General features: G+C 71.7%; 26 protein-coding genes. 13 read left to right on the forward strand and 13 right to left on the reverse strand.

Annotation, left to right across the window (positions count from 1 at the left end; genetic code table 11):
* Nucleotides 1-67: 67 nt before the first annotated feature.
* The 6 genes from K7G59_RS23670 (at nt 68) to K7G59_RS23700 (ending at nt 6,335) form a co-directional block, all read left to right on the forward strand.
* Nucleotides 68-1,420 (forward strand): ferric reductase-like transmembrane domain-containing protein, encoded by a 1,353-nt coding sequence (locus K7G59_RS23670; RefSeq protein ID WP_225837428.1) that lies wholly within the window; start codon nt 68-70, stop codon nt 1,418-1,420.
* A gap of 10 nt (nt 1,421-1,430) precedes the next feature.
* Nucleotides 1,431-1,961: an FMN-binding protein gene (locus K7G59_RS23675; RefSeq protein ID WP_225837429.1), complete on the forward strand. Its 531-nt coding sequence runs from the start codon at nt 1,431-1,433 to the stop codon at nt 1,959-1,961.
* Between the two features lie 563 nt (nt 1,962-2,524).
* Nucleotides 2,525-3,265 (forward strand): FAD:protein FMN transferase, encoded by a 741-nt coding sequence (locus tag K7G59_RS23685; RefSeq protein WP_225837430.1) that lies wholly within the window; start codon nt 2,525-2,527, stop codon nt 3,263-3,265.
* Nucleotides 3,266-3,348: 83 nt separating this feature from the next.
* Nucleotides 3,349-3,525 (forward strand): hypothetical protein, encoded by a 177-nt coding sequence (locus tag K7G59_RS23690; RefSeq protein ID WP_225837431.1) that lies wholly within the window; start codon nt 3,349-3,351, stop codon nt 3,523-3,525.
* A gap of 72 nt (nt 3,526-3,597) precedes the next feature.
* Nucleotides 3,598-5,433, forward strand: coding sequence for an ABC transporter ATP-binding protein (locus tag K7G59_RS23695; protein ID WP_225837432.1), 1,836 nt, complete (start codon nt 3,598-3,600; stop codon nt 5,431-5,433).
* Nucleotides 5,430-6,335: a serine/threonine-protein kinase gene (locus tag K7G59_RS23700; protein ID WP_225837433.1), complete on the forward strand. Its 906-nt coding sequence runs from the start codon at nt 5,430-5,432 to the stop codon at nt 6,333-6,335. Before K7G59_RS23695 ends, K7G59_RS23700 begins: the two co-directional genes overlap by 4 nt.
* A gap of 22 nt (nt 6,336-6,357) precedes the next feature.
* Here K7G59_RS23700 and K7G59_RS23705 read toward each other — a convergent pair whose 3' ends face one another.
* The 8 genes from K7G59_RS23705 to K7G59_RS23740 all read right to left on the reverse strand — a co-directional run bounded on the left by K7G59_RS23705 (nt 6,358) and on the right by K7G59_RS23740 (nt 14,280).
* Entirely contained in the window at nt 6,358-7,125 is a 768-nt protein-coding gene (locus K7G59_RS23705) for a hypothetical protein (RefSeq protein ID WP_225837435.1), read from the reverse strand.
* Entirely contained in the window at nt 7,115-7,702 is a 588-nt protein-coding gene (locus tag K7G59_RS23710) for an RNA polymerase sigma factor (protein WP_225837437.1), read from the reverse strand. The genes K7G59_RS23705 and K7G59_RS23710 overlap by 11 nt, the downstream gene beginning before the upstream one ends.
* Before the next feature lie 97 nt (nt 7,703-7,799).
* Nucleotides 7,800-8,336 carry an arginine repressor gene (locus K7G59_RS23715; RefSeq protein ID WP_225837439.1) on the reverse strand — a complete coding sequence of 179 codons (537 nt, stop codon included), beginning with the start codon at nt 8,334-8,336 and terminating at the stop codon, nt 7,800-7,802.
* 7 nt (nt 8,337-8,343) lie between these two features.
* Entirely contained in the window at nt 8,344-9,549 is a 1,206-nt protein-coding gene (locus tag K7G59_RS23720) for an acetylornithine transaminase (protein WP_225837441.1), read from the reverse strand.
* Nucleotides 9,546-10,478 (reverse strand): acetylglutamate kinase, encoded by a 933-nt coding sequence (gene argB, locus K7G59_RS23725; protein WP_225837443.1) that lies wholly within the window; start codon nt 10,476-10,478, stop codon nt 9,546-9,548. Before argB ends, K7G59_RS23720 begins: the two co-directional genes overlap by 4 nt.
* Entirely contained in the window at nt 10,475-11,626 is a 1,152-nt protein-coding gene (gene argJ / locus K7G59_RS23730) for a bifunctional glutamate N-acetyltransferase/amino-acid acetyltransferase ArgJ (RefSeq protein WP_225837444.1), read from the reverse strand. Before argJ ends, argB begins: the two co-directional genes overlap by 4 nt.
* Complete coding sequence (gene argC, locus K7G59_RS23735; RefSeq protein WP_225837446.1) at nt 11,623-12,651, reverse strand: N-acetyl-gamma-glutamyl-phosphate reductase; 1,029 nt, start codon at nt 12,649-12,651, stop codon at nt 11,623-11,625. The genes argJ and argC overlap by 4 nt, the downstream gene beginning before the upstream one ends.
* Before the next feature lie 357 nt (nt 12,652-13,008).
* Nucleotides 13,009-14,280 (reverse strand): MFS transporter, encoded by a 1,272-nt coding sequence (locus K7G59_RS23740; protein WP_225837448.1) that lies wholly within the window; start codon nt 14,278-14,280, stop codon nt 13,009-13,011.
* Between the two features lie 898 nt (nt 14,281-15,178).
* Between K7G59_RS23740 and K7G59_RS23745 the strand changes: the two genes are divergently transcribed.
* Nucleotides 15,179-15,613: a MerR family transcriptional regulator gene (locus K7G59_RS23745; protein WP_225837449.1), complete on the forward strand. Its 435-nt coding sequence runs from the start codon at nt 15,179-15,181 to the stop codon at nt 15,611-15,613.
* Nucleotides 15,610-16,047, forward strand: a complete 438-nt coding sequence (locus tag K7G59_RS23750; RefSeq protein WP_225837451.1) for a carboxymuconolactone decarboxylase family protein — start codon at nt 15,610-15,612, stop codon at nt 16,045-16,047. The genes K7G59_RS23745 and K7G59_RS23750 overlap by 4 nt, the downstream gene beginning before the upstream one ends.
* A 695-nt stretch (nt 16,048-16,742) precedes the next feature.
* Here K7G59_RS23750 and K7G59_RS23755 read toward each other — a convergent pair.
* Together K7G59_RS23755 and K7G59_RS23760 are read right to left on the reverse strand one after the other, a co-directional pair.
* Nucleotides 16,743-17,336 carry a histidine phosphatase family protein gene (locus K7G59_RS23755; protein WP_225837453.1) on the reverse strand — a complete coding sequence of 198 codons (594 nt, stop codon included), beginning with the start codon at nt 17,334-17,336 and terminating at the stop codon, nt 16,743-16,745.
* 91 nt (nt 17,337-17,427) lie between these two features.
* The gene (locus tag K7G59_RS23760; RefSeq protein WP_225837455.1) at nt 17,428-17,889 is read right to left on the reverse strand and encodes a GNAT family N-acetyltransferase; all 462 of its coding nucleotides are present in this window, start codon (nt 17,887-17,889) and stop codon (nt 17,428-17,430) included.
* Between the two features lie 57 nt (nt 17,890-17,946).
* On the opposite strand from K7G59_RS23760, the gene K7G59_RS23765 reads away from it, so the two are divergent.
* Nucleotides 17,947-18,561: a DUF6461 domain-containing protein gene (locus K7G59_RS23765; protein WP_225837457.1), complete on the forward strand. Its 615-nt coding sequence runs from the start codon at nt 17,947-17,949 to the stop codon at nt 18,559-18,561.
* Here the strand turns inward: K7G59_RS23765 and K7G59_RS23770 are convergent.
* Nucleotides 18,558-19,991, reverse strand: coding sequence for a PLP-dependent aminotransferase family protein (locus K7G59_RS23770; RefSeq protein ID WP_225837459.1), 1,434 nt, complete (start codon nt 19,989-19,991; stop codon nt 18,558-18,560). The genes K7G59_RS23765 and K7G59_RS23770 overlap by 4 nt on opposite strands.
* Between K7G59_RS23770 and K7G59_RS23775 the strand changes: the two genes are divergently transcribed.
* Nucleotides 19,990-20,907 carry a DMT family transporter gene (locus K7G59_RS23775; RefSeq protein ID WP_225837461.1) on the forward strand — a complete coding sequence of 306 codons (918 nt, stop codon included), beginning with the start codon at nt 19,990-19,992 and terminating at the stop codon, nt 20,905-20,907. The genes K7G59_RS23770 and K7G59_RS23775 overlap by 2 nt on opposite strands.
* A 19-nt stretch (nt 20,908-20,926) precedes the next feature.
* Nucleotides 20,927-21,127 carry a DUF1918 domain-containing protein gene (locus K7G59_RS23780; protein ID WP_225837463.1) on the forward strand — a complete coding sequence of 67 codons (201 nt, stop codon included), beginning with the start codon at nt 20,927-20,929 and terminating at the stop codon, nt 21,125-21,127.
* Here the strand turns inward: K7G59_RS23780 and K7G59_RS23785 are convergent.
* Nucleotides 21,096-22,361, reverse strand: coding sequence for a glycoside hydrolase family 10 protein (locus K7G59_RS23785; RefSeq protein WP_374114267.1), 1,266 nt, complete (start codon nt 22,359-22,361; stop codon nt 21,096-21,098). The genes K7G59_RS23780 and K7G59_RS23785 overlap by 32 nt on opposite strands.
* 169 nt (nt 22,362-22,530) lie before the next feature.
* On the opposite strand from K7G59_RS23785, the gene K7G59_RS23790 reads away from it, so the two are divergent.
* Entirely contained in the window at nt 22,531-23,391 is an 861-nt protein-coding gene (locus tag K7G59_RS23790; RefSeq protein WP_225837467.1) for a 3-hydroxybutyryl-CoA dehydrogenase, read from the forward strand.
* Nucleotides 23,392-23,610: 219 nt separating this feature from the next.
* Entirely contained in the window at nt 23,611-23,868 is a 258-nt protein-coding gene (locus K7G59_RS23795) for a hypothetical protein (RefSeq protein WP_225837469.1), read from the forward strand.
* On the opposite strand, the gene K7G59_RS23800 is transcribed toward K7G59_RS23795, so the two are convergent.
* Complete coding sequence (locus K7G59_RS23800) at nt 23,865-24,398, reverse strand: NUDIX hydrolase (RefSeq protein WP_225837472.1); 534 nt, start codon at nt 24,396-24,398, stop codon at nt 23,865-23,867. The genes K7G59_RS23795 and K7G59_RS23800 overlap by 4 nt on opposite strands.
* Nucleotides 24,399-24,417: the final 19 nt, after the last annotated feature.

Below are 24,417 nucleotides of genomic sequence, written 5' to 3' on the forward strand. Positions count from 1 at the left end.
CTCATAGGCCGCTGAGAACTTCGGCACGCACAGTGGCCTGGCACGACGAACGAAGGGACGGGCACACATGACGACCCTGCACGCGGGGCGGGCCGCCCCGCTTCTCCCCCTGACCGGACGACGTTCCCCGGCCGGGCCGGTCCTGGCCCTGCTGTGGGCCGGGGCGGCGGCCGTGGTCGCACTGTGGTGGGCGGACACGGGCTCCGTGGTCGGTACGGCGGGCTGGCTGACCGGAGCCGGGCGGATCGCCGGGCTGCTGTGCGGGTACGCCTGCGCGGTGCTGGTCGGCCTGATGGCACGGGTGCCGCTGCTGGAGGTGCGGATCGGCTCCGACCGGGTGGCCCGCTGGCACGCCATGGCGGGCCGGTACACCATCTGCCTGCTGGCCGCGCACGTGGCACTGATCCTCGCCGGGTACGCCGCCCAGGACCGGGCCTCGCTGTGGCACGAGACGGTGACCGTCGTCCTGGACTATCCGGAGATGCTCAAGGCCACCGCCGCCACGTTGATCCTCTTCGCGGTGGGCTTCACCTCGATGCGGGCCGCCCGCCGCCGCACCCGGTACGAGTTCTGGTACTACGTCCACCTGCTCACCTATGCGGCGGTCTTCCTGGCCTTCGGGCACCAGCTGGCCCTGGGCGAGCAGTTCAGCGGCAGGCCGGTGGCCACCGCCGCCTGGTACGCGCTCTACCTGGGCGTCGCGGCGCTGGTGCTCTGGTACCGCGTCCTCGTCCCCGTGCGGCTCAACCTGCGGCACCGGCTGCGGGTGGACTCGGTGCACAAGGAGGCGCCCGGCGTGTACTCGGTCGTCATCCGCGGGCAGCGGCTCGACGAGCTGGGGGCACGGCCGGGGCAGTTCTTCCGCTGGCGGTTCCTCGGCGAGGGCATGGGCTGGACGTCGACGCCGTACTCCCTGTCGGCGCCGACGCGCCCCGGCCTGCTGCGGATCACCGTGAAGGCGCTCGGCGACCACAGCGCGGCCGTTCCGCTGCTGCGGCCGGGCACCAGGGTGTGGGCCGAGGGCCCCTACGGCTCGCTGACCGCCGACCGGGCCACCGGCCACCGCTCCCTGCTGATCGCGGCGGGCGTCGGCGTCACGCCGCTGCGGGCCCTGTTCGAGACCCTGCCCGGCGAGGTAGTCCTGCTGTACCGGGCGCGCACCGCCGAGGACCTGGCGCTGGGCGGCGAGCTGGAGGCGATCGCCCGCTGGCGCGGCGCCCAGGTGCTGTACGCGCTCAACGGGCCGCGGGGCGAGCGCCCGGCCATCACCGCGGAGGCGCTGCGCGCGACCTTCCCCGGGCTGCGCAGCCACGACGTGTACATCTGCGGCCCGCACGCCTTCGCGCAGGACGTGTACGAGGCGCTGCGGGCGGCCGGGGTGCCGGACCGCCGTATCCACCACGAGTCGTTCGAGCTGTGAGGCAGTATCCGTGCACGCGTTGAAGAAGAACCGTCCTTTCCGCCGCATCGTGCTGACGAGTGCGGCCACCGTCTCCGCGACGGTGCTGCTGCTGTCGCTGAAGCCGCACACCAGTCCCACGGTGGCGGCGAGCACCCAGCCGCCCACGCGGTCGAGCAGTTCAAGCGGTTCAAGCAGTTCAAGCAGTTCAAGCAGTTCAAGCAGTTCAAGCAGTTCAAGCAGCCCGAGCAGCGCCGCGTCCGGCGGTGGGGCTGCCGCCTCTGCGGCCAAGACGGTCACCGGGGACACCGTCCAGACCCGCTGGGGCCCGGTCCAGGTGCGGGTCACGGTGAAGGACGGCAAGCTCACCGACATCACCGCCGTCAGCTATCCGCAGGACAATCCGCGCGACCAGGAGATCAGCAGCCGGGCCCTGCCCGAGCTGCGGCGCGAGGCGCTCGCCGCGCAGAGCGCGCAGATCGACACGGTGTCGGGAGCGACGTACACCAGTGACGGCTACCGGCAGTCACTCCAGTCCGCGCTCGACTCCGTGGGGCTCTGAACAGCCGGCGGACGCGGCACGTATCTGTGGGCCGAAGGCCAGTCCCCCACGGAGGAACCGTGACCACGACCACCACCTTCCTCACCCCGCCTCACCCTGCCGCCTCACCCTGCTCCGCGCAGCACCTGGAGCGGAAGCTCCCGGACACCGAGCGGCACGACGTCTTCTGCGGGCCCGCCGGGTTCGCACGGTCCGTGTACGACGCCCCGCGGGGCGTGGGGCTGCCCGCGCGGCGGGTCCACCACGCGTCGTTCACGCATCGTTCGAGAGGTGAGCGGAGCCGCCGACCGATGAGTCAGCAGGGCCGGGCCAGGTGCGGATCACGGTGCTCGGCGGGAGGATCACCGAGGCGGAGGCGGTCCAGGAGCCCGAGGGCGGACCGAGCGACCGGAGGACGACGATGGCGGTCTTGAGATACGAGCAGGGAGCCGTGGTGGCGCGGAGCGCGCGGACCGGCACGGTGTCCGCAGCGACCTGCCCCGGCACCGGCCCCAGGCAGTCGTTGCCGTCGGCCCTGGACCGGGCCCGTGGCTGACACCGTGACACGACACGCTGAGGAGGTCATGGGGACCGTCTTCTCCTTCGACGTCCGCGGCGGGGAGCCCGGAGCGGTCAGCGCGGCCCTGCGGGAGGCGGTAGCCGGACTGCACCGGGCGGACGCCGTCTTCAGCACGTACCGCGACGACAGCGACCTGTCGCGGCTGGCGCGCGGCGAGCGGACCGTTGCCCGGTGCGCTCCCGAGCTGGCCGAGGTGCTGCAGCTGGCGGCCGAGGCGGAGCGGCTGAGCGACGGCTGGTTCAGCACCCGGTACCGGGGCTCCCTGGACCTCACCGGGATCGTCAAGGGCTGGGCGGCCGAGCGGGCGGCACGGCTGCTGGCGGCGGTGGACGGCGTGGCCGGGGTCAGCGTGAACGGCGGCGGTGACGTCCAGCTCCTCGGCATGCCGGAGCCGGGCCGGCCATGGCGGGTCGGCGTGTCGGACCCGCTGCGCCCCGGCGCCCTGGCGGCGGTGATCTCGACGGCCGGAGCGCCGGAACTGGCCGTCGCGACCTCCGGTACCGCGGAGCGCGGCGCCCACATCGTGGACCCGCACACCGGCAGGCCGGCGGTGACCGACCTGCTGGCGGTGACGGTGGTGGGCCCTCGTCTGACCTGGGTGGACTGCTGGGCGACGGCGGCGTTCGCGATGGGTTCGCGGGCGGGGCTGGCATGGCTGGAGTCGCTTGCGGACATCGAGGCGCTGCTCGTCACCGCGGGTGACGAGGTCCGCTGCACCGGGGGGCTGGCGGCCCGGCTGGGCTGAGGCCGGATTTTTTGCCCCGAAGCGCCATCCGGCTTGCGCCCTGAGACGTATCCCAGGGGAAGCAAGTTCCAGGAGGCACGCACATGGCCATCTTCAGCAAGCTCCTGCCCGCCGATCGCCGTGACGACGGGAGGGACTCCTCGCGCTTCGACAGCACGCGGCGCGGGTCCCGGCACGACCACGGCCACCGGCATGACCACTTCAGCCACCACGACCACGGGCACCGTCACGGTTCCCGCCACGGCGGCTACGGCTACTGATCCCATGGAGGGCTGGGCGGACCGGAGACCGCAAGGTCCGGTCCGCTTCGCCGGTACTGAGGAACGCATGTCATGGTCCGGGTGCTTCGACGCCTGCTGGCGGTGAGCGACGTATCCGACGCCGTCGTCGGCGCCGCGCCCGCGGTGCCCCTGCGCCAGGTGTTCCGACGGTTCTGGCCCTACACCCGCGGAGGCCGGCGCTGGCTCGTGCCCATCGCCGTGTTCAGCCTGCTCGGCCCGGCTGTCGACGCGGCGGAGATCTGGCTGTTCAAGATCGTGGTGGACGACGTGCTCGTCCCCCGGGATCTGAGACCGTTCCTGTGGATCACGCCGGTCTATCTCGGGCTCGTCGTCTGCTCCGGAATCCTGGGCTTCGCCGACGACGTGACGTCCACGTGGGTCGGCGAGCGCTTCCTGCTGTCGCTGCGGTCCGATGTGTTCCGGCACGTCCAGGGGCTGTCGCTCGGCTTCTTCGAGCGGCGGCGGCTCGGGGACGTGCTGTCGCGCGTCACGGGTGATGTCGACGCGGTCGAGACGTTCCTGCTCTCGGGCGTGGCGGACGCTCTGTACTACGTGGTCCGCCTGGGCGTCTTCCTCGGTCTGCTGTTCTACCTGCGGTGGGACCTGACCCTGCTCGCCCTGGTCATCGTGCCGCTGTTCTGGGGCGCCGCCCGGCACTTCTCGCGGCTGGTCAAGCAGGCGGCGCGGGAGCGCAGGCGGCGCAGCGGCTCGATCAGCGCGGTCGCCGAGGAGTCGCTGGGCAACGTCGCGCTGGTGCAGGCGTACAACCGGCAGCAGTGGGAGGAGCGGCGGTTCGAGCGGGAGAGCGTCGGCAGGTTCCAGGCGGTGATGGCCTCGGCACGGATCCGGGCCGTCTACGGACCCGTCGTCGAGCTCATCGAGGTGTCCGGCGGTCTGGCGGTGATGGCCCTCGGCACCTGGAAACTGGCCCAGGGGCAGCTGACGCTGGGCGGACTGCTGGTGTTCCTGGCGATGATCGGCAGGCTCTACGGCCCGGTCCGGGGCCTGTCGCGTCTGGGCACCTCCTTCTATGCGGCGTCCGCCTCGGCCGAACGGATCATCGAACTGCTGGACCAGCGCCCGCAGGTGGTCGAGGCGCCGGGTGCCCGCAGGGCGGGCCGGGCGCGGGGTGCCGTGGAGTTCGACGGTGTCTGGTTCCGCTATCCCGGCACCGCGAGCTGGGCGCTGTCCGACGTGTCCTTCCGTGTGGCGCCCGGGCAGACGCTGGCGCTGGTCGGGGCCAGCGGGGCCGGCAAGTCGACGGTCGCGAAGCTCCAGCTGCGCTTCTACGACCCCGACCGGGGGGCGGTCCGCCTCGACGGGACGGACCTGCGCGAGCTGCGGCTCGCGGACGTACGGGAGAGCGTCGCGGTGGTCCTGCAGGAGACGCTCGTCTTCCACGGCACCGTGCGGGACAACATCGCCTACGGCCGGCCTGACGCCACGGAGGCGGACATCGTCGCGGCGGCGCGCGCCGCCGACGCGCACGAGTTCATCGAGCGGTTCCCCGAGGGCTACGACACGATGGTCGGCCAGCGCGGCAGGACCCTCTCCGGCGGGCAGTGCCAGCGCCTGGCGATCGCCCGCGCCATGATCAGGGACGCACCCGTGCTCCTCCTCGACGAGCCGACCACCGGGCTCGACGCCGGCACGGGCCGGCGGATCATGGGTCCGCTGCGCCGGCTCATGGCCGGCCGGACGACCGTCGTCATCTCCCACAACCTGCTGACCGTCCGGGACGCCACGCGCATCGTGGTGCTCGACCACGGCCGGGTCGTGGAGCAGGGCACCCCCGAGGAGCTGGTCGAGCGTGACGGGCCGTACGCCCGGCTGCACCGGCTGAACGCCATGGGCGGCCACCCGGGCCTGGGGACGGTGCCGTCATGAGCGTCTGCCCGGTCGCGGCGGCCCCCCTCGCCCCGGGCACGCGCCCGGTCCCCGGCTACGAGGTCCTGGCACACCTGACGCGCACCGGCTGGCTGGACGTCTACGACGCCTGGAGCGAGGAGCGGGACTGCCGCTGTGTGCTCAAGGCGGTGCGTACGGACCGCCGCGGCGAGGAGCATCTGGGCGAGCGGCTGCTGCGGGAGGGCCGGTGGCTGCGGGAGTTCACGCATCCGCACCTGGTCCGCGCCTACGACATCGTCGCCTCGCCCGAGCCGCTCGTCGTCCTGGAGACACTGACCGGTGAGACGTTGTCCCATCTGGTGCACCGGCTGCGGCGCCGGCCGGCCGCCACGGACGTGGCGCTGCTCGGGGTGCAGTTGTGTTCGGCGGTCCACTACCTGCACGGCCGGGGGCTGCTGCACCTGGACCTCAAGCCGTCCAACGTGGTGGTGGACTGCGGTCATGCGAAGGTCCTGGACCTGAGCGTCGCCCGGCCACCGGGGCCCGCGCCCGCGGGGGTGGGCACCCTCTGCTACCTCGCTCCGGAGCAGGCCCGCGGTGGGCCGCTCACGGCCGCCGCCGACGTGTGGGGCATCGGCATCACGTTGTACGAGTTCGCCTGTGGGGACGTGCCGTTCGACTGCGGTGGGACCGCGGAGGAAGCGGACCGGGCGGAGGACACCCGCGACCCGGGCAGCGGCGGCCGGGACGACGACTGGTATCCGCAGCTGGAGCAGAGCGCCCCGCCGATCGCCTCCCGGCGGCGCCTGCCACCCGCGCTCGCCGCCGCCGTCGACAGCTGTCTGCGGGCCGACGTGTCGTCCCGGCCCACGGTCGCCGGACTGGCCGCCGCCCTCACCGCGGCCGTGCCCGGGGGGAACCGCCCCGTCACGCCCCGTTGAGCCCGCTGCGGGTGCGGTGCTGCTACTCCGGGGTCTCGACGCGGCCCGTCTGCAGATGGGCGGTGGCAAGGACGGTGCCGCCGGGGGAGGTCAGGCGGGCGCCGGAGACCGACGCGGGGTCGACGTGGGCTGACACGCCCCAGTCGCCGTGTCCGTTGCGCAGGGCGAAGGCACCGACGCGCAGGCTCTTGCCGTCGGAGCGCTCCAGGAAGCAGGTGACCTTGCCGTCGTACGAGCCGGCGGGGCCGGTGAGAGCGACGGACATGAAGATCCAGCCGGGGGCACCCGGGCGGGCGTAGACCTCGCCCACGGGCTGCCCGCGGTTCCCGGCCGCCATCATGTCGCCGACCAGCATCGGCTCGGTCTCGACGGCGGGCGGGCGCGAGGCCGTCACCTCCTGGACGGCCGTGCCGATGCCCCAGCCGGCGAACCCGCAGGCGACGGCGAGCGCGGCCACCGCCGAGGCGATCCGCAGCCGGGTCCGGCGGACGCGAGCGCGCAGCCCCGGGTAGGCACGTCCGGACGGCCGGGCGTGCGTGCGGCCCTCGTGCACGGCGTCCTGGGTCAGCACGCGCGCCACGCGGGCCTCGAAGCCGAGCGGCGGCTCGCAGTCCGGCAGCAGGCCGATCAGCCGGTCACCGACGAGGGTCAGCTGCCGGACGTACTGCCGGCAGTCCGCGCACCGGTCCAGATGGGCGACGGCCCCGGCCCGCTCGCGGCCGGGCAGCACGCCCAGCGCCAGCTCGGCGCCGATCTCCCGCAGCTTCTCGCAGTTCACGTCACTGGACATGGTCGCCTCGCTCCGGAGACCCGAGTGTGCTCCGCAGTTTCGCCATCGCTGCCCGGATCCGCGTCTTGGCGGTGCCCAGCGGGATGCCTTCCGCGTCGGCGATCTGCTGTCCCGTCATTCCGTAGACGCCCGCCATCACCAGGGCACGTGCCTGTTCCCGCGGCAGGCGCGCCACAGCGGCCCGCAGCTGGGACGATGCCTCGTCGGCCAGTGCCCACCGCTCGGGGGTCTCGGTGACGACACCCACCAGTGCGTCGAGGTCCTCGGGTGCCACGGGCTCCGTCCGCCGTGCGCGGACGGCGTCGATGGCGAGGTTGTGCGCGATGGTCGTCAGCCACGTCGTCACCGAACCACGGCGCGAGTCGTATATCTGCGCGTGACGCCACGCACGCTCGAACGTCTGCTGGGCGATGTCCTCGGCGAGCTGCGGGTCCTGGGTGACGGCCATGGCCACGCCGAAGACCCGGTGCTGGAACCTCCGTACGAAGGTGACGGCGAGTTCCGGATCACCGGTACCCAGCCCGGACAGCAGAGCCTCGTCCGGGAGGCGGCCCACGGGGAACCGGAAACCCGACACACCTCTGTATACGACCGACCGCCACCGAGGGATTGCCCCCCGGCCGCGGAAGATCACACATCCATTCTCTGTCGTCGGGGCGGCCCCCGCACGGGCGTCAGTGACCGTTCTGCGCCAGCCGCAGCAGATGGTCCGCCAGCGCCTGCCCCCCGCTCGGATCCCGGCTGATCAACAGCAACGTGTCGTCACCGGCGATCGTCCCCAGGATGTCGTGCAGCTCGGCCTGGTCGATGGCCGAGGCCAGGAACTGCGCGGCTCCCGGAGGGGTGCGCAGGACCACCAGGTTGGCCGAGGCCTCCGCGGAGATGAGCAGTTCCTGCGACAGCCGCCGCATCCGCTCCTCCTTCGCCGACTCCCCCAGCGGCGCGCGCGGCGTACGGAAACCGCCCTCGCTCGGCACCGCGTAGATGAGTTCGCCGTCGGTGTTGCGGATCTTCACCGCGTTCAGCTCGTCGAGGTCCCGGGAGAGCGTCGCCTGGGTGACGCTCAGCCCGTCGTCGGCGAGCAGCTTCGCCAGCTGGCTCTGCGAGCGCACCGGCTGCCGGTTGAGGATGTCCACGATCCGTCGGTGCCGTGCGGGGCGGGTCTGCGGCACCGCGGGCCCCGCCTGCTCGTGGTCCTGCGACTGGCTCATCGTCGTCTCATTCTCCGGATCGTCCGTCCCCATCCACTGGGTTCGCTGCCTCGAGGATGCCGGGCAGTGCCTGGAGGAAGGCGCCTGCCTCGTCGTCGGCCAGGTTCAGCGGCGGCATGAGCCGCACGACGTCGGGAGCGGGCGCGTTCACCAGGAACCCGGCCTCCTGGGCCGCCTGCTGCACCTGCGATGCGTGCGGCCCGGTGAGCACGATACCCAGCAGCAGACCGGCACCCCGGACGTGGTCGATCAACGGGTGGCCCAGCGCCTCGATGCCGTCCCGCAACGCCGCGCTCTGCCGCTTGACGTTCTCCAGCAACGCCTCGTTCGCGATCGTGTCGAGGACGGCGAGTCCGGCCGCGCAGGCGACGGGGTTGCCGCCGAAGGTCGTGCCGTGCTGGCCGGGTTGGAGCAGCTCGGCGGCCCGGCCGAAGGCGACGGTGGCGCCGAGCGGCAGCCCGCCGCCGAGCCCCTTGGCGAGCGTGACGACGTCGGGCAGCACACCCTCGTGGGCCTGGTACTCGAACCAGGTGCCGGTGCGGCCGATGCCGGTCTGCACCTCGTCCAGGACGAGGAGCGCGCCGGTGGCGGCGGTGATCGCGCGGGCCGCCTTCAGATAGCCGGCCGGGGGCACGACGACACCGTTCTCGCCCTGGATCGGCTCGATGACGACGAGGGCCGTCTCCTCGGTCACGGCGGCTGCCAGTGCCTGCGCGTCGCCGTACGGGACGTGGGTGACGTCGCCGGGCAGCGGCAGGAACGGCGCCTGTTTGCCGGGCTGGCCGGTCAGTGCGAGAGCGCCCATCGTGCGGCCGTGGAAGCCGCCGGTGGTCGCCACCATGTGCCGCCGCCCGGTCAGCCGGCCGATCTTGAAGGCGCCCTCGTTGGCCTCGGCGCCCGAGTTGCAGACGTAGACCCTGCCGTCCCGGCCGAAGAGCTGGAGCAGCCGCTCGGCGAGCGCGACGGGCGGCTCGGCGATGAAGAGGTTGGAGACATGGCCGAGGGAGGCGATCTGCCGGCTCACGGCCTCGACGACGGCCGGGTGGGCGTGGCCGAGCGCGTTGACCGCGATGCCGCCGACGAAGTCGAGGTACTGCTTGCCGTCGGCGTCCCAGAGCTTCGCGCCCTCACCCCTGACGAGGGGCAGCCGCGGGGTGCCGTAGTTGTTCATGAGCGCGCCCTGCCAGCGCGCGGTCAGCTCCTGGTTGCTCACGACTCCCCCTGCTCGTCCGTGATGTCGTCGGGCACGACCATGGTGCCGATGCCCTCGTCGGTGAAGATCTCCAGCAGGATCGAGTGCTGGACCCGGCCGTCGATGACGCGGGCGGTCGTCACGCCGTTGCGCACGGCGTGCAGACAGCCCTCCATCTTCGGCACCATCCCGGAGGACAGCTCCGGCAGCAGCTTTTCCAGCTGGGAAGCGGTGAGTCGGCTGATCACCTCGTCGGAGTCCGGCCAGTCCTCGTAGAGTCCCTCGACGTCGGTGAGGACCATGAGGGTTTCGGCGCCCAGTGCCGCAGCGAGTGCCGCAGCCGCCGTATCAGCATTGACGTTGTAGACCTGGCCCCTTGTGTCAGAGGCGTCCTGGGAACGGGCGATGGAGGAGACGACCGGGATCCGGCCGTCGGCGAGCAGGGCCTCGATGGCGCCCGTGTCGATCGAGGTGATCTCGCCGACCCGCCCAATGTCGACGGGTTCGCCGTCGATCTGGGGCCGGTGCCTGGTGGCGGTGATGGTGTGCGCGTCCTCGCCGGTGAGGCCTACCGCGAGCGGGCCGTGCTGGTTGAGCAGTCCGACCAGCTCGCGCTGCACCTGCCCGGCCAGCACCATCCGTACGACGTCCATGGCGTCCTCGGTGGTGACCCTGAGCCCCGCCTTGAACTCGCTGACGATGCCGTACCGGTCGAGGGCGGCGCTGATCTGCGGGCCGCCGCCGTGCACGACGACCGGCTTGAGGCCGGCGTGCCGCAGGAAGACGACGTCCTGGGCGAAGGCGGCTTTCAGCTCCTCGTTCACCATGGCGTTGCCGCCGAACTTGATGACGACGACCTTGCCGTGGTGCCGGGTCAGCCAGGGCAGGGCCTCGATGAGGATCTGGGCCTTGGGCAGGGCGGTGTGCCTGCGCGTCGTTCCGTTGCTCATGAGGAGTAGGCGCTGTTCTCGTGGACGTAGTCGGCGGTGAGGTCGTTGGTCCAGATGGTCGCGGTCTCGGAGCCCGCGGCGAGGTCGGCGACGATGTGCACCTCGCGGTAGCGCATGTCGACCAGTTCGCGGTCCTCGCCGACGGAACCGTTCTTGCAGACCCAGACGCCGTTGATGGCGACGTTGAGCTGGTCCGGTTCGAAGGCGGCCCTGGTGGTGCCGATCGCGGACAGGACACGGCCCCAGTTGGGGTCCTCGCCGTGGATGGCGCACTTGAGGAGGTTGTTGCGGGCGATGGAGCGGCCCACCTCGACGGCGTCCTCCTCGGTCGCGGCGTTGATCACCTCGACCTTGATGTCCTTGCCGGCGCCCTCGGCGTCGCCGATGAGCTGCCGGCCGAGGTCGTCGCAGACCTGGCGTACGGCCTCGGCGAACTCCTCGTACGCGGGGGTGATGCCGGAGGAACCGGAGGAGAGCAGCAGCACGGTGTCGTTGGTGGACATGCAGCCGTCGGAGTCGACCCGGTCGAAGGTGACCTTGGTCGCCGCGCGCAGCGCCCGGTCGAGCACCTCGGCGTCCAGGTCGGCGTCGGTGGTGAGGACGACCAGCATGGTGGCGAGGCCGGGGGCGAGCATGCCGGCACCCTTGGCCATGCCTCCGACGGTCCAGCCGTCGCGGGTCGCCACGGCCGTCTTGTGGACGGTGTCGGTGGTCTTGATGGCGATGGCGGCCTTCTCGCCGCCGTGCTCGGAGAGCTGGGCGGCGGCCTTCTCGACGCCGGTGAGGACCTTGTCCATCGGCAGCAGCACGCCGATCAGGCCCGTGGAGCAGACGGCGACCTCGATGGCACCGCGGCCGAGCACCTCGGCCGCCTTCTCTGCGGTGGCGTGGGTGTCCTGGAAGCCCTTGGGGCCGGTGCAGGCGTTGGCGCCGCCGGAGTTGAGGACGACGGCGGTGACCTGGCCGCTCTTCATGACCTGCTCGGACCACAGCACCGGCGCGGCCTTCACACGGTTGGAGGTGAAGACGCCCGCGGCGGCACGGCGGGGCCCGTCGTTGACCACGAGGGCCAGGTCGGGGTTGCCGTTCTGCTTGATCCCGGCGGCGATCCCCGCGGCCGTGAATCCCTTGGCTGCCGTGACGCTCACGGTGCGACTCCGATCGTGGAAAGCCCGGTGGTCTCGTCGAGACCCAGGGCGATGTTCATGCTCTGGACGGCACCACCGGCGGTGCCCTTGGTCAGGTTGTCGATGGCGCTGATCGCGATGACGCGGCCGGCCGCGACGTCGTGGGCGACCTGCACCTGAACGGCGTTGGAGCCCTGGACCGACGCGGTCGCGGGCCACTGGCCCTCGGGGAGGAGGTGGACGAACGGCTCGTCGGCGTAGGCCTTCTCGTACACGGCGCGCACGGACTCCTGCGTCACTCCCGCGACGGCCTTGGCGCTGCACGTGGCGAGGATGCCGCGGGACATCGGCGCGAGGGTCGGCGTGAAGGAGACGGAGATCCGCTGCCCGGCGGCCCTGCTGAGGTTCTGGATCATCTCGGGGGTGTGCCGGTGGCCGCCGCCGACGCCGTACGGCGTCATGGAGCCCATGACCTCGCTGCCGAGCAGGTGCGTCTTGGGCGCCTTGCCCGCGCCGGAGGTGCCGGAGGCGGCGACGACGACGGCCTCCGGCTCGGCGAGCCGGGCGGCGTAGGCCGGAAGCAGGGCGAGGGTGACCGCGGTCGGGTAGCAACCGGGCACCGCGATGCGCTTGGACCCCTCCAGCGCTGCGCGGGCGCCCGGAAGTTCGGGAAGGCCGTAGGGCCAGGTGCCGGCGTGCGGGGAGCCGTAGAAGGTCTCCCAGTCGGCCGGGTCCTCGAGCCGGAAGTCGGCGCCCATGTCGACGACGAGGACGTCGGGGCCGAGCTGTTCGGCCACGGCGGCGGACTGCCCGTGCGGCAGTGCGAGGAAGACGACGTCGTGCCCGGCGAGGGCCTCGGCCGTGGTCTCCTCCAGCACGCGGTCGGCCAGCGGAAGCAGGTGCGGCTGGAGCGCACCGAGCCACTGGCCGGCGTTGGAGTTTCCGGTCAGGGCACCGATCTCGACCTCGGGATGCGCAAGGAGCAGGCGCAGGAGTTCTCCGCCCGCATACCCGCTCGCTCCGGCCACCGCCGCACGTACCGCCATGTCACCCTCCTCTTGATGGCATGACTATACGTATCGCTGCACTTTTATGCAATCAACCTTTTCGGCATCGCCTCCGTCCGGTGCGACCGAGTTTCTTGGTCGGCACAGGGGGAGCGCGCCGGTTGGCACGTCTTGGTGGGCGAGGCAACGATCGCGAAGGTCGCGTCGGATTCACGTCGTCTGGACCGGCTTGTCATGGCGTACGACGGGGACGCGGGGCTGCGGAATCTGCTGAGGCTCGGCGATGACTGGGTACGCCGGTGGAGCTCGACATGGCAGGTGGGCGACGGCAGGGTCTGCTGGCCGATCCGGGACGCCCCCGCCATCGGGCAGGGGCGTCGCTCGAGATGGCCTGTTTCAGGATGCCTTTTGATGGGCGGGCTTCTCGATCCCGGTGGTCACCCGCGCCCCTCGGAAGAGCACCGGGAGCCACAGGAGACATGCCAGCAGGGGGACCGCGGCGTAGGTGGCCATGCCGACACTGGAGCCCAACCCGTCCATGAGCGTGCCGAGGGCGAGATAGCCGGTGCCGATGAGCACCGACTCCACGAATGCGATCATGGACAGCAGGCTCGCCCGGTGGCGCGACGGCACCGCCTCGTTGAGCACGTTGTCCACGAGCACGGCGGTGATCTCGGGAATTCCGACCAGGACCAGGAACGCGGCGATGGTGACCCAGACAAGGCCGAGGCCGCTCAGGCCGAGTGCCACGGCGAGCGTCAGGAGAGACACCGGGACGATGACCCGATACCCGATGCGCCGGTTCGCGCGGTCCGACAGCAAGGGAACGAGTCCACCGACGAAGAATCCCGCCGATATGACCACGCTGACCAATGCGGTGCCCGCTCCCTGATCGGAGAGGGTCTTCTGCGTAAAAATGATGTACGGCGTCAACGTCGCATGCATCAATCCGGACACCACGACAAGCGTCACGAGCGCCGGCGTTGCGACCCGAAGCATCGCCCGCCATGCTGTGGCGTCGCCGTGCTCCTTCTCGGCTCCGTCCTGCTCGTCCACCGCGTCCGAGCCGCGGATCTCGGGCACCCGTGACATCAGCACCACCACGGCCAGGACGAGGCACGACGCCGAACCGGCGTAGACGATTCCCCAGGAAAACTGCTGCAGTTGGCCGCCGAGGACGATGGCGACTCCCGAGGTGACCGTCCCGAGCATGGTGTACCGGGACTTGATCTTGACGTAGCCGGCCGTTGCGCCACGACGCACGAGCAGGTCGTACAACAGGGCGGTGTCCGAACCGGATACACATGCCATGCCCACGCCCTGGCCGATGAACAGCGTCAGGAACACCCAGTAGTTGGGGGACGTCACCTGACCGAGCAGGCATCCAGCTATCAGCACCTGGCCGATCACGATGCTGGCACGCCTGCCGATTCGGTCAGCGATGACTCCCGTCGGCAACTCCGCAAGTCCGCTGACCAGGTAGATCAGAGTCTGAAGGAGGGCCACTTGCCCGGCGGAGAAGCCTCGCTGCTGAAGGAAGAGGACGAACACACCGCGCTGGAACAGCGAGTTGGCGAGCACGGCGTATACGTAGAACGGGCGCGTGACGCTTCGTGCTGCCTCGTCGACTGCAGCCGACTCGCCAAGGGCCTCCGTGGTGGCGGTCATGCTGCGGGCTCCCCCTGGTGACTCCGGTGATCATTGGTGTTGGGCCTCCGCCGTCGACCGGAACCTCCAGTCCGTACTTCGCGCAGGACATCGGGCCGACCCTGCGGGAACCCGTTGCCGGCGCCGCGGCCGTCCTCGGTGGAGGTGCCAAGTGCTGGAACCGGTGGCGTGCATCTCCTGGAAACGGTTGCGCACATCTTGCAGCCGGCGTGGGCGTGAGGTCAGGGAAGTCCCCGGATCCCGTCACTTGGCTCCCGGGACGACGGCCGTGGGCGGCGACTGCGTCCTGTGAGGGTACCGGAGCCTGGTCGGCTCGCACGCGAGTTCTGTGGTGATCTCGCGTCCCCAGCCGACGGCCTCGAGAACGTTCGCCTCATGCGTGGAGCGGTCGAGCTGCGCATCAGCTCGTGGCGACCATACGAAAGTACCGTCAGGCTGACGCGGCGGATCGAGGTGCTGGAGGCATCTGACAGTCGGCGGACACCGGTTCACGCATGCCACCCGGTCCACCCAGGACTCGAACGCCTCGCCCGCCCGCGGAGCCGTGACCAGCGCTAATCGCCGTGGCGACACGCGCCCCCGAAGGCGACCCCATCACTCTCATCCAGGGGTTCATCACCATCGAGCGCACTGCAAGGTTGGGGTTCACGCTCTCAATCTGAGCCTCGGCTCTCATCGGCACTCACGCACAGTGAGCATCCGCGCCTTCGAGGTGCCAACCACCCCCGCTCAAGATGTGCCGACAAGAATTCTCCAAGCCAGCCTGACCTGCATCGCTCAGACCGAGATGCGCCAACCAGACATCTCGGTCACATCGTCCAGCCCACCGGGAGGTGATCCGCCGGGGTCCGCGAAGGCACTTGACCTGGAGTGCACTCCAGGTTTTACGGTTCTTGTCATGACCAGCGGACAACCCCTCCCGCAAGGCCGTGAACCCGGGGACATCACGTTGACCATCGCCCAGGTCGCCGAGCGCACCGGCCTCACGCACGACACGCTGCGCTACTACGAGAAGGCGGGCCTGATCGAGCGGGTCGGCCGCACCACCGGCAACCAGCGGCGCTATCAGGCCGCGGACCTGGCCTGGCTGGAGTTCCTGCTGCGGCTGCGCGAGACCGGCATGTCGATCGCCGACATGCAGCGCTTCGCACAGCTGCGGGCGGCGGGGGACGCGACGGTCGCCGGCCGGCTGGCGATGCTGCGTGAGCACCGGGCCCAACTGGCCGACCGCATCCGGACGTTGCGCCGCAACGCGACCGCGCTGGACCAGAAGATCGACCACTATGAGCGGCTGCTCCTCGACGGGCAGCCGGGAACGGACGAGCCGACATGAGCCGGAGCACGACCCGCGACGAGCGTTTCACCCACGGCCTGGAGGTCCTGAAGAAGGTCGACGGCGAGGCGGGGCAGCGGGTCGTGGACTCGCTCGCCGACATCAACCCCGAGCTGGGGCACCAGATCGTCGCCTGGGCGTTCGGGGAGATCTACGACCGGCCCGGACTGGCCCCGCGCGACCGCCAGTTGGTCACCCTGGGCATGCTCACCGCGCTCGGCGGCTGCGAGGCCCAGCTGGACGTGCACGTGAACGCGGCCCTCAACGTGGGCCTCACACCGGAGCAGATCACCGAGGCGCTGCTGCACTCGGCGGTCTACTGCGGCATACCGAAGGCGCTCAACGCCACCTTCGCCGCGAAGAAGGTGTTCGCCGAGCGCGGCCTGCTGCCGCTCGGACAGCAGCCCGCACCGACCACGGCCGGCTCCGCCTGACCCTGGGGACGAGGCCCGTACGCTCGGCGCCAGGATGCCGTGCTGCCGTACCTGATCGTGTTCGGCTCCTTCGCCACCGCACTGGCGCTCCTCACGCTGCTCGCGCGTGCCGTCCGGCGCCGTGGGGCGTCCGGCGCCGTGGGGCGTCCGGCGCCGTGGGGCGTCCGGCGCCGTGGGGCGTCCGGCGCCGTGGGGCGTCCGGCGCCGGTCCGGGCGCGGCATACGAGGAAGCCTTCCGGGCCAACAGCCGTGCCGCGCACCAGGAGATCCGGGCGCAGGCGGAGCGCAGGCGGAGCGCAGGCGGAGCGCAGGCGGAGCGCAGGAGGAGCGCAGGCGGAGCGCAGGAGGAGCGCAGGAGGAGCGCAGGAGTCCGGCGGAGTCCCCGGACGGCCCCTTCCGCAGAGCCCGGAAGGGGCGGTGACGGCCCGCATCCGGCCCGTTCCGACGTGCCGGACTGCCTCGCCGGACTGCTGCGCACGCCAGTCAGCACCTTCACCCGGCAGGGTGCGGCCCGGCCGGCGGCACGGGCCCTGCGGTTCCCGCGGGCGGCACACCGGGCAGGGCGGACCTGCGGTTCACCGACGGGCGGCCCTCCCGCTCGCCGGACCTGACGGCGGCCGGTGTGCCGTCGAGCACGCGTGCACGGCCGGCCTGCGGGTCGGCGGCCCGGCGAAGGACCTGGTGCCCAGCAGCGGTCACCTGCACGAGGGCTGAGCGAGGACGCCGTCCAGGCGGAGGTTCCAGCGGCCTGCGCGGCCCGTGACGGTGACCGCCGACAGCGGGCGTACGTCGATGTTCCAGTAGGTCGCGGGCGGCGCCTTCAGGGCGTAGACCAGGGCGGCGCGGATCACCGACGGCTCGGCCACGGCGACGATCCGCCCGCCGTCGCCCACCGGCCGCGTGCCGAGCCAGCCGCCGACGCGGGTGATGAAGGCCAGCAGCGACTCGCCGCCGTGCGGCGTGGAGCGCGGATCGGCGAGCCAGGCGTCCACCGCATCCGGCTCGCGGGCCATCGCCTCACCCAGGGTCAGCCCGCGCCAGCGGCCCATGTCACAGTCGCGCAGCGCGAGCTGGACCAGCGGGGCGTACCCCAGGGCGTCGCCGGTGGCCCGGCTGCGCGGGGTCGGTGAGCAGTAGCGCAGCTCGGCCGCCGCCAGCGGCAGCAGGACCCCGGCGGCGCGCTGCACCTCGTCCCAGCCCGCCTGGTCCAGCGGCCGGTCGTCCTCGAAGCGCTCCGCGAGCAGCGGGGAACTGCGCGCGGCGGCGACGAACGTCACCCTCAGTGGCATGCGGTGATGGTGAGCCCCGTGTGTCGGCAGGTCAAGAGGGGTGCCCGACAGGGCCACCTGGAAGGCGGGACGCGGGGCTACCGCCTGACGGTCACGCGGTGGACGGGTCCGCCGCCTGCTCGTAGCGGTGCACCATCCACTGGTCCGGCTGCTCCAGCGGGCGGAAGCCCAGCTTCTCGTACACCCCGTGCGCGTCCTCGGTGGCGAGCAGGAAGCGGCGCAGGCCATAGGGCCGCAGGTGATCGCGGATGCAGCCCACGAACGCCGTACCGACGCCCTTGCCGCGCACCGACGGGTCGACGTACACGTCGGCGAGCCAGGCGAACAGCGCCCGGTCGGTGACCACGCGCGCGTACGCCACCTGCTCTCCCGAGGCGGTGGCGTACACGCCGAAGTTGACCGAGGAGGCCATCGCGCGCTCGTGCTTCTCGCGGGGCCGGTCGATCGCCCAGTACGCGTCGGTCGACAGCCAGCGGTGGACGCGGTCGACGTCGACGCGGTCGGTGTCGGCCGAGAACTCGTAGCCGTCGGGGAGGAGGGGTGCATCGTTCATGGCGTGATCTTCACAGGTCTTGGGGGCGTTGTCAGTGGGGGCTGGCATGCTGCACCCATGAGCGAGATCACGACGGCCGGGGACTACCGGTGGCTCAGGGAGCGGTACGCGGATCTGATGGACGCCTACTGCGTCACCCTGGTCCAGGGGCTCACGCCCGAGCAGCTGCTCAAGGAGCTGGGGGCCGGACCGGACCAGCGGGTCACCGGGGTGGCGGGGCTGTCCGAGCCGTCGTACGACGCGTGGGACGACTACGACGGTGATGAGACGCTGGTCGGCGTCGCGGCCCTCGGCGACTGGACGCTGATGGTCGAGTACAACGGGTTCGTGGGCACCCTGGCCGACGTCATGCTGCCGGTCTCCCGGGGCCGCACGGTGGTCTCCCACTTCCGGAACGTCAACGCGGTGGACCACTTCTACTGGTTCCGCGACGGAGCGATACGCCTGCACTTCGAGCCGCTGTTCGCCCACGACCGTGACGGGGACGCCCCGGACTGCCTCCTCACCGAGATGCGCGAGTGCGGCTTCGACCTGAGCGATGCCGACGACCGCGACACCGACCTGCACACCGAGGCCGCGTTCGCCCTCGCCCACCGCGTCACCGGAGTGCGCCTGACCCCGGAGCTGTTCGCGTCGCTGGAGTTCACCTGCGGCCTGGTCGCGCGCTCCTAGAGCACCTCGTCGCAAGCCTGCTTCAGCCGCCGCACTCCTTCCGTGATCTCCCCGGTGCCGGCGACCGCCGCGAAGCTCAGCCGGAGGTGGGGGGCCGGGGGTTCGGCACTGAAGTACGGGCGGCCGGGGGTGACGGCGACGCCTGCGCGCAGTCCGGCGGCGGTCAGGGCGGACTCGTCCGTGCCGTCGGGCAGCCGCACCCAGAGCTGGTACCCGCCGGACGGCACGTGCGGCACGGCGAGCGCGGGCAGGTGCAGCCCGAGCGCGGCCGTCATGGCGTCCCGGCGGGCCTTCAGCTCGGCCGCCAGGGCGCGCAGATGGCGGGGCCAGGCCGTGGAGCCGACGAGTTCCAGGGCCGCCTCCTGCAGCGGCCGGGGCACGAAGAAGCTGTCCACGACCTGGATGGCGCGCAGACGTTCCAGGACGGGTCCACGCGCGGCCAGCGCGCTCACCCGGAAGCTGGGCGAGGTCGCCTTGGTCAGCGAGCTGACGTGGACGACGACGCCGTCCGGGTCGTCGGCGGCCAGCGGGCGGGGCAGCGGGCCGCAGTCCGCGTGGCCGAGGCGGCGTACGAAGTCGTCCTCGATGACGAAGGCGCCCGCCGCACGGGCGATGTGCAGCACCTCGGCACGCCGGCCGGGGGCGAGCACCGCGCCGGACGGGTTCTGGAACAGCGGCTGGCACACGAACACCCGGGCGCCGCTGGCCTTGAAGGCGTCCGCGAGCAGCTGCGGTCTCACACCCTCGGCGTCGACCGGCACCGGCACCGGGCGCAGGCCGGCCGCGCGGGCGAGGGCGAGCATGCCCGGGTAGGTGGGTGACTCCACGAGCACCGGAGCGCCGGGCGGGGCGAGCGCGCGCAGGGCGGTGGCCAGCGCCGGCTGCCCGCCGGCGGCGATCAGCACCTCGGCGGCGGTGACGGCCCCGCCGATGCCGCGCGCGAACCACTCCCGCAGCTCGGGCAGCCCTTCCAGGGGCGGTCTCCCCCAGGCGCCGGGCCGCCGCCCGGCGCGGGCCAGAGCCGCCGCCAGCGCCCGCTCGGGCTGCAGGGACGGGTGCAGATAGCCGCCGCTGAACTCCAGCACGCCCGGCTGCGGCGCGGCGAGCGAGACGGTGACCCCGGAGGCGTCCACCGTGCGCGGCGCGACATCGGGGCTGCCGTCGGCGCTCAGCGCAACCTCCTGCCAGGAGGTGTCCCCGGCGGGGGCGGGCGTCTCGTGCGGCCGGGCGCGAAAGGCGCCGGCGCCGGGCCGGGTGACCACCAACCCCTCGGCGGCCAGCTGGGCGAGCGCCCGCGAGACGGTCACCGGGCTCACCCGGAACCGCTCGACCAGGGCCCGGCTCGACGGCAGCTTTCCACCAGGTGGGTAGCGGTCCAGCTCTCTTCTCAGCTGTTCCGCGAGTTCTCCCACACTGCTACGCTCATGCATGAGAACACAGAGTAGCGCTACTACCCCGAGTGCGATAGCGGTCGCCGCTCACCGCGAGCAGCGGGCGGCCACCCTCGGCACCGTCCAGGCCGCCCTCGGCGTGACCGCCTTCTCCCTGACCTTCCCCTCGACCTCCTGGGCCCTGGAGAGCTTCGGCCCCTGGTCCCTGGTGGCCGTACGCAGCGTGCTCGCCGCGCTCGTGGCGGGCGGCTGTCTGCTGGCGTTCAGGGTGCGGCTGCCCGAGCGGCGTCGTCTGCCGGGTCTCGCCGTGGTCGCCGCCGGAGTGGTGCTCGGCTTCCCCCTGCTGACCACGCTCGCCCTGCAGAGATCCACCACCGCGCACGCCGCCGTCGTCGTGGGCCTGCTGCCGCTGACCACCGCGGCGTTCTCCGCCCTGCGCACGGGCCACCGTCCCTCGCGCCGGTTCTGGCTGGCGGCCGTGGCGGGCGCGGCGGCCGTGCTCGCCTTCACCGTCGGCCAGAGCGGCGGCGCGCTCACGGCCGCCGACGGTTACCTCTTCGCGGCCCTGCTGGTGTGTGCGGCCGGTTACACCGAGGGCGGCCGGCTGGCCCGGGTCATGCCGGGCTGGCAGGTGATCGGCTGGGCACTGGTGCTGTGCCTGCCGCTGACGGTGCCGGCCGCCGCGCTGGCGCTGTCGTACGAACCGGTGCGGCTGACGGCGCAGGGGGTGGCGGGCCTGCTGTGGGTGGCCGTGGGTTCCACCTTCTTGGGCCTGCTGGTCTGGTACCGGGGGATGGCAGCCATCGGCATCCCCCGTGCCAGCCAGTTGCAGTTGGCTCAGCCGCTGCTCACACTGGTGTGGTCGGCGCTGTTGCTGGGCGAGCACTTCACGGCGGCTGCTCCGCTGACCGCCGTCGCCGTGCTCGTGTGCATTGCCGTCACCCAGCGGTCGTGAGCGTGAGGAGGACCCGCAGATGCGTGCAGCCAAGGGCGACAAGCTTGTCCAGCACGGCCGGGTGGTCGGGCAGCACGACCAGGTCTCGGAAGTCGTCGAGGTACTGGGGTCGGGCGGTGAACCGCCCTACCGGGTGCGCTTCCAGGACGGGCACGAGGCGATCATGTCCCCGGGTCCCGACTGCCAGGTCAAGCACAAGGACACGAGGGAGCAGCAGTAGCTCGGCGCGGTGGCGCCGCCGGCGTGCCGTAGTGGTCGGCGACCACTCGCGCCAGCGCCCCGATCGGGTCTGCCGCGACCTCCCGGGCGGCGAAGAACACATGCCCGCGCACCTGCGGAAGGTGCGCGGCCAGGGTGAGGTGCCGGGACAGCTCGGCCGGGTCCTGCCAGGCCGGGGGTTGGCCGGCGGCGCCTGCCTTGTACAGCGCCTCCCCCAGGTAGAGGTGCGTCTTCGTGCCCTCGACGACCGACGCCCACCAGGCTGCGAGGGTCCGGTAGTCGGCGGCGGGGGAGCCGATGTGCCAGTACAGCTGCGGGACGATGTAGTCGATCCAGTGGTTGCGCACCCAGGTACGGGTGTCGGCGTACAGGTCGTCGTACGTCTGCACACCCGCGCGTGTGTCGGAGCCCCGTGAGTCGGTGGCGCCGTTGCGCCACACTCCGAAGGGGCTGATCCCGAACCGGGTGCCGGGCCGGACCCGCCTGATGCCGGCGGCCATCTCCCGCACCAGCGCGTCGATGTTGTCGCGCCGCCAGGCGGCCCGGCTGGTGAAGGCGCCGCCGTAGGTGTCGTAGGCCTCGTCGTCGTCGAAGGTCTGCCCGGCGACCGGGTAGGGGTAGAAGTAGTCGTCGAAGTGGACGGCGTCGACCGGGTACCGGGCGACCGCGTCGAGCATCGCCCGCTGCACGAAGGCGCGGACCGCCGGCAGGCCGGGGTTGTAGTAGAGCTTTCCGGCGTAGGGCACCACCCAGTCCGGGTGCGCGCGGGCGGGGTGCGAGGCGGCGAGCCGCCCGGGGTCGGTGTGGTTCGCGATCCGGTACGGGTTGAACCAGGCGTGCAGTTCGAGACCGCGCGCGTGGGCCTCCTCCACCGCCGTGCCGAGCGGGTCCCAGCCGGGGTCCTTCCCCTGGATGCCGGTCAGGTACTGGGACCAGGGCTCGTAGGGCGAGGGCCACAGGGCGTCGGCGGTGGGCCGCACCTGGAAGATCACCGTGTTGAGGCGGCGGCGGGCCGCCTTGTCGAGGTGGGCGATCAGCTCGCCCCGCTGTGCGGCGGCCGTGAGGCCCGGCCGCGAGGGCCAGTCACGACCCGCGACGGTCGCGAGCCACACGCCCCGCATCTCGCCGGCGCCCGGTGCCCGTCCGGGCGCCGCGCTCGCCGGACGGGCTGCCGGACCCGTGGCCAGCGTCGACAGCGCCGCCAGGGCGAAGCCCCGCCGTGACATGCCTCTCATCGCACATCCCCGTACGTTCCGGATCCGCTCCATCACGGATCGTATCGGCCCCTAGGATGCCTCCACCCCGCCGATCGATCATCAATATTTGGCGGTAACGTGCACGTTTGGAGCAGGCGCCCGACCGAGGTCCTGCCCGAGAGCCGGCAAAACCAGCGAAGGGAACGATGTGACCGACATCGAGCGCGTCGGAGTCGTGGGCTGCGGCCAGATGGGCGCCGGGATCGCCGAGGTGTGCGCCCGCGCGGGACTGGATGTGAAGGTCGCCGAGACCACCGGCGAAGCCCTGGAGATCGGCCGTACCCGGCTGTACAGCTCCCTGGCCAAGGCCGCCGAGCGTGGCAAGATCACCGAGGAGGAGCGGGATGCCACGCAGGCGCGGCTCAGCTTCACCACGGACCTCGGTGAGTTCGCCGACCGTGACCTGGTGATCGAGGCCGTGGTGGAGCGAGAGGCCGTGAAGACCGAGATCTTCCGGGTACTCGACCAGGTGGTGACCCGGCCGGACGCGATCCTGGCCTCCAACACCTCCTCCATCCCTCTGGTCAAGCTGGCGGTCTCCACCTCCCGGCCCGACCAGGTCGTGGGCATCCATTTCTTCAACCCGGCCCCGGTGCAGAAGCTCGTCGAGCTGATCCCGGCGCTCACCACCTCCGAGGGCACCCTCAGCCGCGCCCAGGCCTTCGCCGAGAAGGTGCTCGGCAAGCACGCCATCCGGGCCCAGGACCGATCCGGGTTCGTCGTCAACGCGCTGCTCGTGCCTTATCTGCTGTCCGCGATCCGCATGTTCGAGTCGGGCATCGCGAGCCGCGAGGACATCGACAACGGCATGGAGATGGGCTGCGCCCACCCGATGGGTCCCCTGAAGCTGTCCGACCTGATCGGCCTGGACACCATCGTCTCCATCGCCAACTCGATGTACGCCGAGTACAAGGAGCCCCTGTACGCCGCTCCCCCGCTGCTCCAGCGCATGGTCGAGGCGGGCCGGCTGGGCCGCAAGACCGGCTCCGGCTTCTACGTCTACGGCTGATCGGCACAACCGGCCGACCGGCCGACTACGGGGAGCGACGCGGCGCGGGCCCGGCACCGGATGCGGTGCCGGGCCCGTCCGTTTCACACACCGTGTGCGCGGCGGGCACGCATATGCCCGTCGCACACGCTCCCCACGCGCCCACCAGGCGAGTTCACTCTTCATGCCATGGAGTGGATGCGGAAGGACCGCATCCGGCAACAGAGAGGAACGAAGACCGTGACCACCGAATCCGAACATCCCGTGGTCCAGGAAGAACTCGCAGAGTTACGCCGCCGCCTCGATGTGGCCTACGCCCAGGTCGAGGGAGGGCTGGCGCTGCTCAGTCACCGCACCAAGGAGACCGCCAAGGAACTGGACGAGCTGAACTCCCGCCTCTTCTCCCTGGAACACGCACGCTGGCCGCTGCCGTCGGTCGCCGCGCTGACGGCGCTGGGAGCGCTCGTCGTCACGCTCTGGCAGGTGCTGGGCCGCTAGTTCTCGGCGAGCCGGTGATGCAGCAGGAGTAACGCAGCCGCCATGTTGGCGGCCGGGACCTCCCCACGGGCGATCAGGTCGGGGACGAGTTTCAGGGGGACCCATTCCCGCCGGTCCGACTCGAAGTCGTCCACGGGATGCCCGACGTACTCGCCCCGGTCGGACCAGTAGATGTGGTGCCGGGCGTCGGTGAGGCCGTTGGACGGCTCCACGGTCATGAGGTGGCGCAGGGGTCCCGGCCGCCAGCCGGTCTCCTCCTCCAGTTCCCTGGCGGCGGCGCTCGCGATGTCCTCGCCGTCCTCCACGACGCCCGCGGCCAGTTCCCAGCCCCAGCTGTCGGTGATGAAGCGGTGGCGCCACAGCAGGAGGACCTCGTCCGCCTCGTTGACCACCGTGGCCACGGCCACGGGCCGCAGCCGGATCAGGAAGTGGTCGAGGTGCCGGCCGTCCGGCAGCTCGACATCTGCGAGATTGACGCTGAACCAGCGATTCTCATACACGGTCTGTTCGTTCTGTTTCGTCCACTGCACGGTTATGCCGCCTTCCGCC

It is taken from the genome of Streptomyces sp. NK08204, assembly GCF_020400585.1.
GTDB lineage: Bacteria > Actinomycetota > Actinomycetes > Streptomycetales > Streptomycetaceae > Streptomyces.